The following is a 16,810-nucleotide window of genomic DNA, read 5'->3' as shown; positions in this document are numbered from 1 at the left end:
GGAGCATTAAGTCCGCTTTAAATCAGCCCCGCAAGCGGACTGCTGGGATCGGCATATTTTCGCGTTGCCATGCGTCCCGCAAGGTAGGCGTCGCGCCCGGCCTGCACCGCCAGCTTCATCGCGCGGGCCATGCGAATCGGGTCTTTCGCCTCGGCGATGGCAGTGTTCATCAGGATGCCGTCGCAGCCCAGTTCCATGCCTACGGCTGCATCGGATGCCGTGCCGACACCTGCATCGACCAGCACGGGAACGCTCGCCCCTTCCACGATCAGGCGGATGGTGACGCGGTTCTGGATGCCCAGGCCCGAACCGATCGGCGCGCCGAGCGGCATGATCGCCACCGCGCCCGCCTCTTCCAGCTGCTTGGCGGCGATCGGATCGTCCGCGCAATAGACCATCGGGTGGAAGCCTTCGTTGGCAAGGGTCTCGGTCGCCCGCAGCGTCTCGCGCATGTCGGGATAGAGCGTCTTCGCCTCGCCCAGCACTTCCAGCTTGACCAGATCCCAGCCGCCCGCCTCGCGCGCCAGCCGCAGCGTGCGTACCGCTTCGTCTGCGGTGAAGCACCCGGCGGTGTTGGGAAGGTAAGTGACCTTCCTGGGGTCGATGAAGTCGGTCAGCATCGGCTGATTCGGATCCGACACGTTGACGCGCCGCACCGCGACGGTGACGATCTCGGCCCCGCTGGCTTCCAGCGCGGCGGCGTTCTGCGCGAAATCCTTGTACTTGCCGGTGCCCACGATCAGGCGGGAGCGGAAGGTGTGTCCGGCCACGGTCCAGGTGTCGTCATCCGGCTGCGCGTGGTCGCCCCCGCCTACGAAATGCACGATCTCCAGCGTGTCGCCTTCGCCCAGCGCAATCTCGCCCAGCTGCGAGCGCGGCGCGATCTCGCCATTATGTTCGACCGCGACCTTCTCCGGCGCGAGGCCGAGTTCGCGCACCAGCGCGGCAATGCTTGTGGCGGAGGTGGTGCGGCTCTCGCCGTTCAGCCGGATCGATTTGGTGTCGCTCATAGGCGGGCGACTTGGGGCCTCAGCGCTTTTCGCGCAAGCCATCCGGGCCATTCATCGCCGCGCCGCGCCGAAGATTGAGAAGATGGCCGACCGAGACGAGCGCCACGCCCGAGATGGTAAGCAGCGCTTCCTGCGTGCCGTGCGGGCCCAACAGTGCGCCGCCCATCAGCGCCAAACCCACCGAGGCGATGGCGAGGGGCAACCAACGACGGTGCCGGGCCACCCCCATCCCGATAGCGATTCCGGCGATCAGCGTCGCGGCGGCGAGGCCCCACCGATGCAGTTCGGGAGAGAGCAGCCAGTGGCTGGCCAACCCGATCGAAGTGATGATCACGATGGTCAGCACGCAATGGACCGCGCACAGCGCGGACAGCGCAATGCCGATCGCATCCAGCTTCATGCGGTTAGAGGCGTAGGGCCGATCCATGCAGGGCATTTATGTTATGTTGTTTCATTCGGCAAGGGCGTGCTTGCAGAAGATTCAATGCCCATGCGGGTTTGCGCGCTTGCAAGTCCTTCACGCCTTACGCATTCATACGGCATGGCCAGCACACCTTTGGATCAGTCCAGCGATCTTGCGCACGATCGGAGTCGTCCCGGCTGGCTGGCGTGGTGGCTGCTGGCGGTCGCGGCGATGGTCGTGCTGATCGTCGCGGTTGGAGGCATCACGCGGCTGACCGAATCGGGCCTGTCGATCACCGAATGGAACGTCGCCTCGGGCGTCCTTCCCCCGCTGAGCGACGCGCAGTGGCAGGCCGAGTTCGCAAAATACCGTGCGACGCCCGAATACCGCTACGAGGCGGGCCCGGCGGGCATGACGCTCGCCGATTTCAAGGCGATCTTCTTCTGGGAGTGGTTCCACCGCCTGCTCGGGCGCGTCATCGGCCTCGCTTTTGCGCTGCCGCTCGCGTTCGCATGGATAAGGGGCTGGATTCCCATAGGCTACGCACCGCGCCTGCTGGCGCTGCTGGCGCTGGGCGGTCTTCAGGGCGTGTTCGGATGGCTGATGGTCCGCTCAGGCTTGGGAGGCACGATGACCGATGTGAGCCATTTCTGGCTGTCGATCCATCTGTGTACCGCACTGGTCACGCTGGCGGGGCTGGTGTGGACCGCACTCGATCTCCAGGCGCTCGATCGGGACCGGGCGGCGCGGCCTGCCAGGTTCCGCCCGATCGCCATGCTCGCCGGCGCTGTCCTGTTTCTTCAGATCCTGCTCGGCGCCTGGGTCGCGGGGCTCAATGCCGGGCACGCGTCGAATACCTGGCCCCTGATGCAGGAGCGCATCGTGCCCGAGGCCGACTTGTCGCAAGGCCTGTTCTTCGCCGTTACCCACGATCCCTTCCTGCTCCATTTTCTCCATCGCTGGTTCGCCTGGGCGGCCTTCGGGGCGCTGCTGTGGCTCGGCTTGCGCGCGCTCTCGCGCGAAGACAATGCGGGCAAGGCGCTGATCGGACTGGCCATGGGGCAGGTTCTGCTGGGTATCGTGACCGTGGTGACAGGCGTGTCGCTGTGGATCGCGGTGGCGCACCAGGTGACCGGTGCATTGCTGGTCGCAGCCACTGCGACTGCCGCCCACGCTGTCGGCCGCCGTCCCCAGGGGCATGGCGAGTGAGCGCGCTGATCTACACGGTGTTCGCCAACCGCGCGGATGCGCGGGCGGTCTCCGCGCGGTTGCTCGACGAGAAACTCGTGGCCTGCGCCAACCTCCTGGGCTCGATCGAAGCCATGTTCGAGTGGGAGGGTGAGCGCGGAGAGGGCGAGGAGTTCGCCGTGCTCTTCAAGACACACGAAGCGCGGCTGGATGATGCAGTCGCGCGCCTCGAGACGCTCCACCCCTATGATACGCCTGTAATTCTCGGCTGGCGCGCGGAGGCGCAAGGCGCGGCCACGGCCGACTGGCTTGCCGGCCTGACCGGATGAGCGGGAGAAGCACGGGACCGGGCGTGAACAGACGCGCCGTGCTTCTGGGGATGGGGGCCACCGCCCTCCTCGCGCCTGTCGCCCATGCGCAGCCTGCCGCCGTGGCGGGGGATTTCACGCTGGAACGGGTGCTGGTGCGCTGGCTTTCGGATGGCAACCAGATCCGGGTCACGCGCCGCTGGGCCATCGCCATTGGCCCTTCCCAGGTCGGTGCAATGGGCGTTTCCGGCGCGCAGTCCTTCGTGCAGGTCGATGCGCCGCCGCCATTGAAGGCGATCGCCGATCTCGAGGCCCGCCGGGAGGAGACGGGCTTTCTGCCGCTTCATCTCGACGAATCGGGCCATATCCTGTCCGCCGGGGCGGGTGAACCTGCGCCACTGCCCGAGGAGGCCCTTGCTGCGGCAGTGGCCTTCGCCCGGTCCCGCGCGACCGGGGGCGAGGTGGTTTCCGCGTCCCGCCAGTTCGTCGCGGACATGTCTCAAAGCGGCCAGCGATGGCTGACCAGGCTGCCGCGCGATCTCTTCTTCCCCGCGCCGAGAGAACGCGAGGCCAGCCAGGCCATCGACCTGCCCGACGGCACGAGCGGCATCGTGACCATGCGCGAAATCGCGGTGAGCGACCCGGCATCGGGCCTTCTGCGCAGCTTCCAGCGCGAGGCCGAAACCAGCTCACCGCAATTCTCGCGCAAGGGCGGCGAAACCTGGCGGCTGATGGATGCGGTATCATAATACCTCTTCTCTATCCCGCATGAATGCTTGACTTGCCGCCCTTCGGCACGCATTAGCGCGCTCCACGACCGGGCAGGCGAATCCGCAACTCCAGCGGCCAGCGCTCCGGCGATACCCCGAATTTCACAGGGCCGCCCCGCAAGGGAAAGCCCAAAAGGGAAAGCAAAGCCATGAAGGCTCTCAGCAAGGTGACCCGGTCGATCAAGCCGGCCGAGGTCGAAAAGAACTGGTACGTGATCGACGCAGAAGGCCTCGTCGTGGGCCGTCTGGCGGCGATCATCGCGAACCATCTGCGCGGCAAGCACAAGCCGAGCTATACTCCGCATGTCGATTGCGGCGATCACGTGATCGTCCTCAACGCGGACAAGGTGAAGTTCACCGGCCGCAAGATGGGCAACAAGAAGTATTACAAGCACACCGGCTATGCCGGCGGCATCAAGGAAACCACGCCCGCGAAGATTCTCGAGGGCAAGTTCCCCGAACGCGTGCTGGAAAAGGCAGTGGAACGCATGGTTCCGCGCGGGCCGCTTGGCCGCCAGCAGATGAAGGCGCTGCACCTCTATGCCGGTACCGAGCATCCGCATGACGGGCAGAAGCCCGAGGTGCTCGACGTTGCTTCCATGAACCGCAAGAACAAGGCTCTCAGCTAATGGCCGACGACAAGAACCAGAACGAGTCGCAGGCGGGTTCGGAATCCGAACCCAAGACTGCCAGCATCCGCGACCTCGCCGATCTGGGCGACATCGCAAGCGATGCACCGGCCGCCGACGCTGCCGTGGTTGCGGAAAGCACCGCCCCGCTGCGCGAGCAGGAGCTGGACCAGCATGGCCGCGCCTACGCCACCGGCCGCCGCAAGGATGCGACCGCACGCGTCTGGCTCAAGCCGGGCAGCGGCAAGGTCACGATCAACGGCAAGGATCAGGACGTATACTTCGCGCGTCCGACGCTGCGTCTGATCATCGACCAGCCTTTCTCGATCACCGAACGCCAGGGCCAGTACGACGTGATCGCCACGGTGCGTGGCGGCGGGCTGTCGGGCCAGGCCGGTGCGGTCAAGCACGGCATCAGCCAGGCGCTCAGCAAGTACGAGCCCAAGCTGCGCAGCACGATCAAGTCCGCCGGGTTCCTGACCCGCGACAGCCGCGTGGTGGAACGCAAGAAGTACGGCCGCGCGAAGGCACGCCGCAGCTTCCAGTTCTCCAAGCGTTGATGGCAGGTACGGCTTAGGCTATACCCGTACAAGATCACCAGGAGGGGCGGTGCCGCAAGGCGCCGCCCTTTTTGTTTGTCAGTTCAGAACCGGGGTGCCGAGACGGTCCCACGCGTCTCGAAACGCTTCGTGATCGTAGGCTTTGGGCTGGAGCCAGTAGGTTACGCGACCGTCCTTCTCTCCGCGATGCGCGAGCTCGCGCACCTCGTCCAAGGTCATGATGAAGCAGATCGGCTGATCCGCATTGGCGTGGATCGTGATTACCCACCAATCGGAACGCAGCTTCGCCAGGTCGGTCCCAAGGGGCACCGGGTTGCGTTTGCTCAAGGCCTTTGACTGTATTCCCAGAAATACGCTTTCGGCGGCATCAGTCGCCAGGATATCAGACCCGCGCGCGTTGCGGATGGTCGGCATGGCATGCCAGCCTCTGCGCGAGAGCTGCCAGAGAACGTAGTTCAGGCCGGCATTCCCTGTCAGCTGCCCCTGGTTGGCCATCTGGCGCCTAGTTCACCGGCGGATCGGTTCGCGGGACCGCGCCAACGGGCGCCACCGGCTCGCCCTCATGGCGTGGCGGTTGCGCGTCTTCGGGAACGTCGTCGATCTTCATCGCCTCGTCGTCCACATCTTCGAGGGTGCGGATATCCACCCGCAAATTCTCGCCATCCCAGTGCAGTTCGTTGAAACTCGGCGGGGTCGAACGAAGCCGCTGTGACAGCGTGCCGGCCCCGATCATCCGCACCGGGCCGTGCGGCGTGTCCTCCATGATGTCGAACGCATCGTGCACGTGGCCCGACAGCACGCCGATTACATTGCGCTTCGCCAGCTCGGCCAGCGCCTTCGAGCCGCCCCGGGTCAGCGCCGTGCCCTGCGTGCCGACTTCGCGCAGCGGATGGTGGACCGTCACCAGTGCCCGTGTTCCCGGCGGCAACGCATCGATCCGGGCAAGACACTTCTCCAGCGCTCGCCCCGTGACCCAGCCCTTCGACCAGTTGAAGCGGGGCTGCATGCGCACCGCCGTCTTCAGCGGGACCAGCGCGATGCCGGGCAGGTCGATCTCGCGCTCGACCACATCGCGCATCCGCCCGAACCGCTTGTAGGGATCGAAGAAACGCTCGATCAGATTGAAATAGGGCATGTCGTGATTGCCGACATCGAGCGTGACCGGCGCATCGAGCGTACCGATCCACTCCTCCGCGGCCCGGAATTCGTGATGCCGTGCGCGCATCGTCAGGTCGCCGGTAATGGCTATCGCGGCAGGCCGGAGGCGCGTGACCTCGGCCGAAAACCAGTCGAGCGCCTCGTTATTCTCGAGCCCGAAGTGAATGTCGCTGACGTGGAAAAGCAGAGTCTTGGCCATCGGCGTCAGCCCCCTCCCGGCATGGTGGCAATCAGATCGACCGGGCATTGTTCGAGGCTGAAGGTCTCGCGCGGGGTTGCATCGGCCGGCTCTCCGTCGAGCAGCAGGTCAAGCGGTTCACCCCCGGTGCTTTCCATTTCCAGCCGGTCGAACGGGCCCAGCGTATCATGCGGGCCTTCGCGGAATTCCTGCCGCATGAGCGCCCAGGTCTGCGCGACGAAGTCGGCCCCGGTGCGCGCGTGATAGGCGGCGGCGTCCATGCCCTTCGCATGGGGCACCAGCTCGATGATCGGATAGCCCTCTCTCTGACCTTCGGGAGGCACAGCAATGCGCACCGGAGGGCGCCCCGTGGTACCCTCGATCGCGGCGCCCGTGGCGCGAAGCATCTGCGCCGGATCGCCTGCGCGCATCGCCTCGCGCACGTCGTTCCAGCTGGTGCCGGGGCCCACCATCAGCCCGGCGAGCGCGATGCCCTGCGAGGAGCGGATGATCTTGGGGCGGACCTTGTTCGCCTTGCCACCGGCAAAGGCCTTGATCACATCCTCGACCCGGGCTTCGCCATGCAAGCGGTGCGTCAGGAGGTTCTGCGTGCCGCCGGGCAGCGGCAGGATCGCGCCGCCCCAGCCGGCCAGCGCTGAAACGACCGCGTTGATCGTGCCGTCCCCGCCCAGCGTGACGAGCGTATCGACGCCTGCGCGATCCAGTTCTTGCGCGGTAGGGATCGGATCGCCGGGGAAATCCGCGCGGTGAGCAATGCACAGGTCCGAGCTTGCGCAGGTATCGTGCAGCGCCTCGAGCAGCTCCTCGCGCACGGAGCCGCTGCCTTCGTTAGCGACCAGCCAGATATCGCGTTGTTTCGCCATGCTTAGGAAAGCGCGCGCGCGCGGCGTGGTTCCGTCAGCCTGCCTGCGGAGACGTGGCAGCGGGTGCGATCTCTTCCACCAGCAGCTTGTCGATCTTGCGGCCATCCATATCGACGACCTCGAATCGCCAGCCCTGGTGGGTGAAAACCTCGCCTTCCTCGGGCAGACGCTTGAGCACCGACAGCGCGAAGCCTGCAGCGGTGGCGAACTCTCGATCCTCGCCATAATCCAGGTTCAACCGGTCGCCGAGCGTTTCGGCGGGGAGCGCGCCCGATATCAGCAGCGAACCGTCGGCCCTCTCGATCACCTCGGGTATGTCGCCCTGATCCTTGTCGCTCTCGAACTGGCCCACGATGGCGGTCAGCAGGTCGATCGGGGTGACGATGCCGTCCAGATGGCCGTATTCGTCATGCACCATCGCCATCGCCACATCGGCCTGCTGCAATACACGCAGCGCGTCCATCGCATCGAGCTGGTCGGGCACCACTTCCACCCGCTTCGCAAGATCGGTGAGTTTGAAGGACTGGCCCGAGACCATCGCGGCGAGCACTTCACGCACCTTCACAACGCCCACGACCTTGTCGGGCGATCCATCGGCGACCGGCAGCAGCGAGTGCGGGCTCTCCGCGATGGTCTGCTCGATCTCTGCGCGATCGGCGCTGGCATCGATCCAGTCGAGTTCGGTGCGCGGCGTCATCACCTCCCGCACCGGACGGTCGGCCAGCCGGACCACGCCTTTCAGAATCGCGCTCTGTTCGGCTTCGAGCACACCGGTCCGGGTCGCTTCGGCGAACAGCATCTGCAGTTCTTCGGCCGTCACGCTGTTCTGCCCGCCGGGTCGCACGCCGAACAGGCGAACGATCGTGGCCGAGGACGTGTCGAGCAGCCAGACGATCGGCGCGCCCAGCATCGCGAGCAGTTTCATCGGACGCGCCATTATCATCGAAACCGGCACGGCGGCGCGCAGGGCAAGCTGCTTGGGCACCAGTTCGCCCACAACCACGCTGAAATAGGTGGTCAGGCTGATCACCACGATAAAGGCAACTTCGCGCGAGATATCCGCCGGAATACCCAGCGCGGCCAGCCTTTCGCCCACCGGCGCCTCAAGGCTCGCGCCTGAAAAGGCCCCGGTGAGAATCGCGATCAGCGTGATCCCGATCTGCACCGTGGAAAGGAACTTGCCGGGATTGGAAGCGAGATCCATTGCAACTGCGGCCGCGCTGCTGCCAGCGTCTGCCCTGGCCTGCAAGCGCGTGGTCTTGGCGGAAACGATGGCGAGTTCGGACATCGCAAATACGCCGTTGAGCACGATCAGCGCCGCGATGACGAGCAGGTCTGTCCAGGGGAAAGGTGTCACAACATTGTTCGCGCTAGCACAAATGCGGCGCCGCGCCAGCCATCATCCCACCTGCAGCGTTCTTGCCGGCGGTCCACGGGAACCGGCGAGGCAGGGGCTACGTTACGGAGGCGGCGAGCGTGGGTGGAACGCGAGCCCCCAAACGTGCGCGACCCATTCGCGCATAAAAACACTAGAGGGACAGAAAATATGAAAACCTCCCGTATCGTGCTCTCCTCGGTGGCCGCAGCGGCCCTGATGAGCACCTCCGCTTGCGTGACCGACCCGAATACCGGCGAGCAGACCTTCTCCCGCACGGCCGTTGGCGCCGCCCTTGGCGGTACGCTCGGCTATCTTCTGGGCGGCGTGATCGGCGGCGATGCCGCGCGCATCATCGGCGCAGGCATCGGCGGTACCGCAGGCGCGGTGATCGGCGACCAGTTCGACGACCAGATTCGCGAACTCGACGAACAGACCGCGGGCAGCGGCGTGGATGTCGAGGAAATCGGCGATCAGGAAGCGATTCTCGTGCGTCTTCCGGACGGCGTGACCTTCGCCACCAATTCGGCCACGATCAACACCAACTTCCGCAACACGCTGAACACGGTGGCCAACAGCCTGATCGAATATCCCAACAGCCTGATCGACGTGTATGGCTTCACCGACACGACCGGCAGCCCGGGCTACAACCAGCAGCTCTCGGAACGCCGGGCGCAGGCCGTGGCCGACTACCTGGTGTCGCGCGGCGTTTCGCGTTCGCGCATCGCCACGCGCGGCTATGGCGAGGACCCGCAGTATCTGCGCGTGCAGACCGGTGACGGCGTGAACGAGCCGCTCAACCGCCGCGTGGAAATCAAGATCGTTCCGATCAGCCAGGAACAGGTGAACGCCGCGCGCCGCTAAGCCGGACCGTCAGCGACCAATCCGACCGGGGGCCGGCGCCGCGTGCGTCGGCCCCCTCTTTCTATTCGGGCGGCAAAATATAAGCGCGTCAGGCCGGGCCTTTTGCGCTGCCCAGCCGATCGCGCGCACGCGGTCCGAAATGCTCGATAGCCGCCTGCTGGATGTCCGGCGCGCAGACCAGCAGGCCGAAACTGCGCGGATCGCGCTTGTTGTAGCCCAGCGGCTGGCCGAAAATATCGCTCACCGCGGCGCCGGCCTCGCGCGCGATCAGCGTCGCGGCGGCGATGTCCCACTCGTAACCCCAGCGCATGGTCGCCAGCAGGTCCGCCTGCCCCGATGCAACCATGGCCGCGCGCAGGGCGATGCCGTTGGGCTGCTCCACCGGCACCAGCTGCCGGTCCGCTTTGGCAAGGTCGGCCGCCGGAATCCGTGCGCCGGGCAGCTCTGTGCGCGTCGAGGCGACCAGACGCTCGCCATTGAGCGTGGCTCCGCGACCGGCGGTGGCCTGCCAGCTTTCCTTGCGCGCCGGGGCCTCGAGGCAGGCGATCAGGGAGCGACCCGAACTGACCAGCGCGACCGACACCGCCCAACCGGTCCGCCCGCGAAGATAATCGCGCGTGCCGTCGATCGGATCGACCACCCATACCAGCCGATCCGTCAGGCGCGCGGCCTCGTCCACGCTTTCTTCGGAAAGCCAGCCCGCGCTCGGCAACAGGGCCGTCAGTTCGCGCCGCAGGAAGGCATCGACTTCGAGGTCGCCCTCGCAGACCGGATCATTGTCGCCCTTGTCCCAGCTTTTCACGCTTTTACCGGCCACCGGCCAGCGGTTCATGGCGATCAGCCCCGCTTCGCGGACAATCGCATCGAGGCGTGAATAGTCTATCATGACGACACGGCGTGATGTGCGTGGGCCGCACGCCCTTTTCAAGCGGCCACATCCATGCTTATGCGCGTGCCGAACACCCGCTTCAGCCTCAGCCGACGTAAGGACGGACCGCCCCCATGAACATTCACGAGTATCAGGCCAAGGATCTTCTCAGCCAGCACGGGATCGCCATCCCCAAGGGCATTCCGGCGATGAGCGTGGAGGAAGCCGTTGCCGGCGCGAAGGAGCTGCCCGGCCCGCTTTACGTCGTGAAGGCGCAGATCCACGCCGGTGGACGCGGCAAGGGCAAGTTCAAGGAACTGGGCCCCGATGCAGGCGGCGGCGTGCGCCTCGCCAAGTCGATCGAGGAAGTCGAATCGAGCGCGCGCGAAATGCTCGGCAACACGCTCGTCACCGTGCAGACGGGCGATGCGGGCAAGGAAGTGAACCGCCTCTACGTCACCGACGGGGTGGACATTGCCAAGGAATACTACCTCGCGCTGCTCGTCGACCGGGCGAGCGGACAGGTCGCCATGGTCGCCTCGACCGAAGGCGGCATGGACATCGAAACCGTCGCGCACGAGACGCCCGAGCGGATCACCACCATCACCATCGACCCGGCGCAGGGCTTCATGCCGCACCACGGCCGTGAAGTGGCTTTCGCGCTCAAGCTGGAAGGCGATCTCAACAAGCAGGCGCAGAAGCTGGCCAAGCAGCTCTACGAAGCCTTCATCGCCTACGACTGCGCGATGCTGGAGATCAATCCGCTGGTGGAGACCGAAGACGGCAATCTGCTGGTGCTCGACACCAAGATGAGCTTCGATTCGAACGCGATGTATCGCCACAAGGATGTCGAGGCGCTGCGCGATGTGACCGAGGAAGACGAAGCCGAGGTTGAAGCGAGCGAATACGACCTCGCCTACATCAAGCTCGACGGGAACATCGGCTGCATGGTCAACGGCGCCGGCCTGGCGATGGCCACGATGGACATCATCAAGCTCAACGGCGCATTCCCGGCCAACTTCCTCGACGTGGGCGGCGGCGCCAACAAGGAGAAGGTGACGGCCGCCTTCAAGCTGATCCTCAAGGACCCGGCGGTCGAAGGCATCCTCGTCAACATTTTCGGCGGGATCATGAAGTGCGACGTGATCGCCGAAGGCATCGTCGCGGCGGCCAAGGAAGTGAACATCCAGGTTCCGCTGGTGGTCCGCCTCGAAGGCACCAATGTCGAGAAGGGCAAGGAAATCCTCGCCAATTCCGGCCTCGCAATTGTCCCGGCGGACGATCTGGGCGATGCGGCCCGCAAGATCGTGGCCGAGGTCAACAAGGCGAAGTAGGCCCGTGGTTCCCGGCGGCAGCGGTGGCGTTCGTCAGAACATTCCGCCGCTGCCGCCCGAACCGCTGCTACCCAGCAGAACCTGCGTGACGAGCACGTAGAACGCCGCGCCGCTGCCGAGAAACGCGACCAGCATCAGCAGGCCGTCGCGCACGATCAGCGCGATGCCGAACGCCGCGATCACCGCCATCGGCAGGGCGACCGCAAAGGGCAGCAGTTCGAGCGGTGGAACCGCGAGGCATAGCAGCGCGATGACGCCTGCCGCGACGCGCGCGGCGGTAGGCCCGGTGAACATCTCCAGCCGCCCGTGGAAGATCTTGTCCATCCTCCTGGCCACACCTTCCATGTCCTCCGCCGCATTGGCGAGCTTTTCGCCCTCCACCGATCGGTTCTTGAGGACGCCGGGTAGCCACAGGTGGTCCTTTCCGAAGACCAGCTGCACCGCGATCAGCAGGAGTGTTGCCGCGAGGAAGGTCGGGACGCCGGGAATTCCGCCCACCGGCGATACGCCGATCAGCGCGGGCACCAGGAACACGGGCCCGTAGGAGCGGCTGCCGAACGCGCCGACGATATCCCCGATGGAGACCTTGTCGTTCTTGTCGCCGATCTCGGTCAGCCGATCGATGATCCCACAGACGTTTTTCGGCGTATCGGCCATGAAGGTGGAAGATTCCTGACCGCCGTTGGTTCCGGCCGTGCCGCCCGCAAACCCTCCAAGGTGATTCGCGGCGGCCCTTGCGCGATCTCACGAAGTTCAGGATCTGCTCGCTTACGCTACGCCTTGGCGAAGCTGCGCGCACGCCCTTGACGGCACAGTATCCGGAACGCAACACCGGCCCCGGCCATTTGAAAGTCGGGACATTCTGCGGTCCGGTCGGCAATCGCCGGGCTGCCAGACGAAAGGATATGAAATGAAGATACTCGTGCCCGTCAAGCGGGTGATCGACTACAACGTGAAGCCACGCGTCAAGGCGGACGGCTCCGGCGTCGACCTCGCCAACGTCAAGATGAGCATGAACCCGTTCGACGAGATCGCGGTCGAAGAAGCGATCCGGATCAAGGAAGCGGGCAACGCCGAAGAAATCGTCGCCGTCTCGATCGGCCCGGCAAAGGCGCAGGAAACGCTGCGCACCGCGCTCGCCATGGGTGCGGACCGTGCAATCCTGGTCGAAACGGACGAAGATCTGGAGCCGCTCGCGGTTGCCAAGATCCTCAAGGCCATCGTCGAGGAAGAACAGCCCGGCCTCGTGCTGCTGGGCAAGCAGTCGATCTCCGACGATTCGAACCAGACCGGCCAGATGCTCGCCGCGCTGCTCGACCGCCCGCAGGGCACCTTTGCCAACACGATCACGCTGGAAGGCGATAGCGTGACCGTGAAGCGCGAAATCGACGGCGGTCTGGAAACGGTCAAGCTGACGCTGCCCGCCATCGTCACCACCGACCTGCGCCTGAACGAGCCGCGCTACGCTTCGCTGCCCAACATCATGAAGGCCAAGAAGAAGCCGCTCGACACGAAGACGCCGGGCGATTTCGGGGTCGACACCGCGCCGCGCCTCAAGACCCACAAGGTCGCCGAACCACCCGTTCGCCAGGCCGGCGAAAAGGTCGAGGATGTCGATGCGCTGGTCGCGAAGATCAAGGCGCTCGGCATCGCCTGATTGGCGCCTGAGCCCGGTTATAGATTTCGAGGTAAGAACATGAAGACTCTGGTTCTGGTAGAACACGACAACAGCGAGGTGGCCGATGCCACACTCGCCACGGTGACCGCCGCATCGAAGCTCGGCGATGTCGACCTGCTGGTCGCGGGTGCGGACTGCAAGGGCGTGGCCGATGCCGCCGCCAAGATCGCCGGCGTCGGCACGGTCTATTGCGCCGACGACGCGGCCTACAAGGATATGCTGGCTGAAAACATCGCGCCGCTGGTGGTCAAGCTGATGGACGGCCACGACGCCTTCGTGGCGCCCGCCACCACCACCGGCAAGAACATCGCCCCGCGCGTCGCCGCGCTGCTCGATGTGATGCAGGTTTCGGACATCCTGTCGGTCGAAGGCGACAAGACCTTCACCCGGCCGATCTACGCCGGCAACGCGATCGCCACGGTCGAAAGCACCGACGACAAGCTCGTGCTGACCGTCCGCGGTACGGCCTTCGACAAGGCCGAGCCCGAAGGCGGCAGCGGCACGGTGGAATCGGTCGATGCAGCGGCAACCGCCGACACCTCCGAATTCGTGAGCCGCGAACTCGCCAAGAGCGACCGCCCCGAACTGACCAGCGCAAGCGTCGTCGTATCGGGCGGCCGCGCGCTCAAGGATGCCGAGACGTTCGAGGAATACATCACGCCCCTGGCCGACAAGCTGGGTGCCGCCATCGGCGCGAGCCGCGCTGCGGTGGACGCAGGCTACGTGCCCAACGACTACCAGGTCGGCCAGACCGGTAAGATCGTGGCCCCGGAAGCCTATTTCGCCATCGGCATCTCGGGCGCTATCCAGCACCTTGCGGGGATGAAGGATTCCAAGGTCATCGTGGCGATCAACAAGGACGAGGACGCCCCGATCTTCCAGGTCGCGGACATCGGCCTGGTCGCGGACCTGTTCAAGGCCGTGCCCGAGCTGACCGAGAAGCTTTAACCCAAGATAAGCGGGAGCGCTTCAGCCAGAGGCGCTCCCAAGCTTCCTGAAAAGCGCGTCGATCAAGGATGAGAGGGCCGCAAGAGCTTCGCTGTCGTTGAGTTTTTCGGCAGGAAAGCCTGGATGACCCTCTATGTTTTCGGAAAAGAGAGGGCCGACGATTGCGGTCAGATCGGCGTACAGGGTCTGCCGCGCTGATTCGTCCGCGTAGGCCTTCGTCCGGGCCAGCCGCTCCAAGTGGACCTGTATCGATCCGGATCGATCCTTTCTGAAAGACAGCGGATAGACCGGTTCCGCCCGGCTCACGATCGCAACCAGCGCTGCCTGCGCCTTGGTGACGGTGACGGTCCCACCTGCATTCTCGATGAGATCGATGAATTTGGGTGCGGCGAGCCGCGCCTCGTCGCTCAATGGTGTTCTTTCGATCCATTCTGAGATCGTAAGGGGCGTTTTGGACTGGCCCGACCGCTTCGCAAGCCGCGCCCTCTCGGATACACCTATAATGCGCGGATTGAGGGCCATCGTGCCGTCAGCACCTTCGAACCAGCGCAGTTCGACCGCCCGCACGTCGGCGCGCATCTGCTCGTCGAGAAACTCCACGATGCGCGCCAGTTCGCTTGGAATACGATCCGCAACGAACACAAGCTTCACCCGCCCGGCTGCGAAGTTGGCATCGACCTGATCCCAGAACTCGGAGGGATCCCGGTCGTCTCCAAGGAAGCGCGACAGCACCTCATCCGGATCGAGCGAATGTTCCGAAGCCGTCTCGTAAAAACTGCCCGCAATGGTTCCAGCTTCCCAGTAGGCCGTGCCGTTCGCGGCATAATCCAGCATCTGGCCTACCACCTCGCGCCGCAGCCTCGTATCGACGGCCCGCTTGACCTCTACGAGGACCGGGACTCCCGCGCTCGTCACGTAAAGGTGATCGAGCGACCACCGCCCCGTCGATTCCCCATCCGCGATGGACTGCTCTCGTTGCACCAGGAGGAGTTCGCCATCGTCATCGCCAATCACAGCCGGATGACGCGCGATCAACTGCTGCATCTGGTCTTCATCCTGTGGCGCGGAGGGTTTCATCTCGACCAGCTCCCCGGCGGCATTGATTGCGTACAGATTGCCTGCTGCCATTCCGCAGTTCCCTCGCTTTTCGAAACCCTCAGACCACCTGTGTAATCGCGTGCAGTGTAATCCCGACCAGCCCGCCAACCAGCGTGCCGTTGATACGGATGAATTGCAGATCGCGGCCCACCGCGCTCTCGATCCGGTCGGTCACCGTGCCAGCGTCCCACCGCTTCACGGTTTCGGACACCAGCGCCACGATCTGGGCGCCATAGCGTGAGGTGAGCCCCACCGCAGTGCGTCGCGCGAAGCGGTTGATCTGGCGTTGCAGGCGCGGATCGTCCTGCAGTGCCTTGCCCACTTCGCGCAGGGCACCGCGCAGCTCCTCGCCCAGCTCGCTGTCGGGGTCGCGTGCGCGTGCGATCAGCGAGCGGCGAATCCGCTCCCAAACGCCCATCCACCAGTCGGCGAGCGCCGGGTTCTCCAGCAGGTCCATCTTCACCGCCTCGACCTTGGCCCGCATCTCCGGGTCGGTCTTGAGCTGGACGGCCAGCTTGACCAGCGCGGTGTCGATCTTGCCGCGCATCGGGTGATCGGGATCGACCAGAACCTCGGCCAGCAGGCGATACACACCGTCCAGCACCGAGCTGGAGATGCGCGAATCGAGCCCCGTCCAGCGCAGCACCGAATTGGCGCGGCTGCGGATGATCTCACGCACAGCCTCCTCGTTGTCCTCCAGCGTCAGCCCGGCCCAGCGGATAAGCCCGTCGAGCAGCGGCCGGTGGCGACCATCGGCGATCAGGTTCTCGAGCAATCCGCCCAGCAGCGGGGCCAGCTCCACCTTGGCGAGCTGGCTTGCGAGCCCCGCGCGCACCCGCAGGCCAAGCCTTTCCGGATCGAGCGATTCGAGCACTTCGGCGATCAGTTCTGCCCCGCCGCCCATCAGCCGCGAACGCTCCCCCCCTTCGCGCTGGGCAAGGAATTCGCCTGCGGAGCCCGCCACGTTCATCCGCCGCATCCGGCGCGCGACCACTGAAGGGGTGAGGAAATTGTCGCGCAGAAACTGCGCCATGGTGTCGGCGATCCGGTCTTTCTTCTTCGGGATGATCGCGGTGTGCGGGATCGGCAGGCCCAGCGGATGGCGGAAGAGGGCCGTCACCGCGAACCAGTCCGCCAGCCCGCCGACCATCGCCGCCTCAGCAAAGGCGTTGACGTAACCCCACGCCGGATGCGCATCGATCAGCGTATGGCTGATCGCAAAGACGCTCGCCATCAGCACCAGCATTGCCGTCGCGGCCCGGCGCATGGCGCGCGCGCGATCGGGCGTGGTCTGGATGCTGGCGAAGGTCTGGGCGGGTGGCAGGGTCACTCGGCGGGTGCGGGGTCGGCCTCGTCACCGCGCGCCTGAGGGTTCACGTCGTCGCCCGGCTGATAGCTGAGCAGGCGCGTGCGCAGCCACGGGCCGACGCGCTTCTCGAACCCGTCCGCCAGGCTGAAGCCCGCAGGCACGATCAGCAGCGTCAGCAGGGTGGATACGACCAGCCCGCCAATCACCATCGTGCCCATCGGCGCGCGCCAGGCGCCATCGCCCGATCC

The 16,810-nt window shown here is 65.4% G+C and carries 20 protein-coding genes; 9 read left to right on the top strand and 11 right to left on the bottom strand.

The window, feature by feature from the left end; all coding sequences use genetic code 11:
* Positions 1-17 precede the first annotated feature (17 nt).
* Positions 18-1,010 carry a sulfur carrier protein ThiS gene (gene thiS, locus ADAD_RS15265; protein WP_010407813.1) on the bottom strand — a complete coding sequence of 331 codons (993 nt, stop codon included), beginning with the start codon at positions 1,008-1,010 and terminating at the stop codon, positions 18-20.
* Between the two features lie 19 nt (positions 1,011-1,029).
* Positions 1,030-1,437: a MerC domain-containing protein gene (locus ADAD_RS15260; protein ID WP_010407812.1), complete on the bottom strand. Its 408-nt coding sequence runs from the start codon at positions 1,435-1,437 to the stop codon at positions 1,030-1,032.
* A gap of 114 nt (positions 1,438-1,551) precedes the next feature.
* Here ADAD_RS15260 and ADAD_RS0100090 point away from each other — a divergent pair, with 114 nt between their 5' ends.
* The 5 genes from ADAD_RS0100090 to rpsI all read left to right on the top strand — a co-directional run bounded on the left by ADAD_RS0100090 (position 1,552) and on the right by rpsI (position 4,868).
* Entirely contained in the window at positions 1,552-2,622 is a 1,071-nt protein-coding gene (locus ADAD_RS0100090; protein WP_010407809.1) for a COX15/CtaA family protein, read from the top strand.
* Positions 2,619-2,930, top strand: a complete 312-nt coding sequence (cutA, locus tag ADAD_RS0100085) for a divalent-cation tolerance protein CutA (protein ID WP_010407805.1) — start codon at positions 2,619-2,621, stop codon at positions 2,928-2,930. The genes ADAD_RS0100090 and cutA overlap by 4 nt, the downstream gene beginning before the upstream one ends.
* A 23-nt stretch (positions 2,931-2,953) precedes the next feature.
* The gene (locus ADAD_RS0100080) at positions 2,954-3,658 is read left to right on the top strand and encodes a hypothetical protein (RefSeq protein WP_139020280.1); all 705 of its coding nucleotides are present in this window, start codon (positions 2,954-2,956) and stop codon (positions 3,656-3,658) included.
* A gap of 170 nt (positions 3,659-3,828) precedes the next feature.
* Complete coding sequence (rplM, locus tag ADAD_RS0100075; protein ID WP_010407800.1) at positions 3,829-4,308, top strand: 50S ribosomal protein L13; 480 nt, start codon at positions 3,829-3,831, stop codon at positions 4,306-4,308.
* On the top strand, positions 4,308-4,868 hold the full coding sequence (gene rpsI, locus ADAD_RS0100070) for a 30S ribosomal protein S9 (protein ID WP_010407797.1): 561 nt from the start codon (positions 4,308-4,310) through the stop codon (positions 4,866-4,868). Before rplM ends, rpsI begins: the two co-directional genes overlap by 1 nt.
* Positions 4,869-4,946: 78 nt before the next feature.
* On the opposite strand, the gene ADAD_RS0100065 is transcribed toward rpsI, so the two are convergent.
* The 4 genes from ADAD_RS0100065 to ADAD_RS0100050 are packed head-to-tail and all read right to left on the bottom strand — an operon-like array spanning position 4,947 to position 8,445.
* Entirely contained in the window at positions 4,947-5,363 is a 417-nt protein-coding gene (locus tag ADAD_RS0100065) for a hypothetical protein (protein WP_010407795.1), read from the bottom strand.
* A gap of 7 nt (positions 5,364-5,370) precedes the next feature.
* Complete coding sequence (locus ADAD_RS0100060) at positions 5,371-6,225, bottom strand: metallophosphoesterase family protein (protein ID WP_010407792.1); 855 nt, start codon at positions 6,223-6,225, stop codon at positions 5,371-5,373.
* 5 nt (positions 6,226-6,230) lie between these two features.
* Positions 6,231-7,088 carry a diacylglycerol/lipid kinase family protein gene (locus ADAD_RS0100055; protein ID WP_010407789.1) on the bottom strand — a complete coding sequence of 286 codons (858 nt, stop codon included), beginning with the start codon at positions 7,086-7,088 and terminating at the stop codon, positions 6,231-6,233.
* A gap of 34 nt (positions 7,089-7,122) precedes the next feature.
* Positions 7,123-8,445, bottom strand: coding sequence for a hemolysin family protein (locus ADAD_RS0100050; protein WP_010407786.1), 1,323 nt, complete (start codon positions 8,443-8,445; stop codon positions 7,123-7,125).
* Positions 8,446-8,634: 189 nt separating this feature from the next.
* Between ADAD_RS0100050 and ADAD_RS0100045 the strand changes: the two genes are divergently transcribed.
* Positions 8,635-9,327, top strand: a complete 693-nt coding sequence (locus ADAD_RS0100045) for an OmpA family protein (protein WP_010407783.1) — start codon at positions 8,635-8,637, stop codon at positions 9,325-9,327.
* Between the two features lie 88 nt (positions 9,328-9,415).
* Here ADAD_RS0100045 and ADAD_RS0100040 read toward each other — a convergent pair whose 3' ends face one another.
* Complete coding sequence (locus tag ADAD_RS0100040; protein ID WP_010407780.1) at positions 9,416-10,213, bottom strand: 3'(2'),5'-bisphosphate nucleotidase CysQ; 798 nt, start codon at positions 10,211-10,213, stop codon at positions 9,416-9,418.
* A 116-nt stretch (positions 10,214-10,329) separates the two neighbouring features.
* Between ADAD_RS0100040 and sucC the strand changes: the two genes are divergently transcribed.
* Positions 10,330-11,529, top strand: coding sequence for an ADP-forming succinate--CoA ligase subunit beta (gene sucC, locus ADAD_RS0100035; RefSeq protein ID WP_010407778.1), 1,200 nt, complete (start codon positions 10,330-10,332; stop codon positions 11,527-11,529).
* Between the two features lie 33 nt (positions 11,530-11,562).
* Here sucC and ADAD_RS0100030 read toward each other — a convergent pair whose 3' ends face one another.
* Positions 11,563-12,186, bottom strand: coding sequence for an exopolysaccharide biosynthesis protein (locus ADAD_RS0100030; protein WP_010407776.1), 624 nt, complete (start codon positions 12,184-12,186; stop codon positions 11,563-11,565).
* A gap of 253 nt (positions 12,187-12,439) precedes the next feature.
* Between ADAD_RS0100030 and ADAD_RS0100025 the strand changes: the two genes are divergently transcribed.
* Both ADAD_RS0100025 and ADAD_RS0100020 read left to right on the top strand, forming a co-directional pair.
* Entirely contained in the window at positions 12,440-13,186 is a 747-nt protein-coding gene (locus tag ADAD_RS0100025; protein WP_010407775.1) for an electron transfer flavoprotein subunit beta/FixA family protein, read from the top strand.
* Between the two features lie 39 nt (positions 13,187-13,225).
* Positions 13,226-14,155, top strand: a complete 930-nt coding sequence (locus tag ADAD_RS0100020) for an electron transfer flavoprotein subunit alpha/FixB family protein (RefSeq protein ID WP_010407772.1) — start codon at positions 13,226-13,228, stop codon at positions 14,153-14,155.
* A 21-nt stretch (positions 14,156-14,176) separates the two neighbouring features.
* Here ADAD_RS0100020 and ADAD_RS16235 read toward each other — a convergent pair whose 3' ends face one another.
* The 3 genes from ADAD_RS16235 to ADAD_RS15250 form a co-directional block, all read right to left on the bottom strand.
* The gene (locus ADAD_RS16235) at positions 14,177-15,283 is read right to left on the bottom strand and encodes a hypothetical protein (RefSeq protein WP_010407770.1); all 1,107 of its coding nucleotides are present in this window, start codon (positions 15,281-15,283) and stop codon (positions 14,177-14,179) included.
* A gap of 28 nt (positions 15,284-15,311) precedes the next feature.
* Entirely contained in the window at positions 15,312-16,520 is a 1,209-nt protein-coding gene (locus ADAD_RS0100010; RefSeq protein ID WP_033193087.1) for a DUF445 domain-containing protein, read from the bottom strand.
* Positions 16,521-16,579: 59 nt separating this feature from the next.
* The coding region (locus ADAD_RS15250) for a hypothetical protein (protein ID WP_010407765.1) at positions 16,580-16,810 on the bottom strand (231 nt) is incomplete at its 5' end.

It is taken from the genome of Citromicrobium sp. JLT1363 (assembly GCF_000186705.1).
GTDB lineage: Bacteria > Pseudomonadota > Alphaproteobacteria > Sphingomonadales > Sphingomonadaceae > Alteriqipengyuania.
Note: the sequence above shows the minus strand (reverse complement) of the source record. Positions and strands in the feature narration are given on the sequence as shown.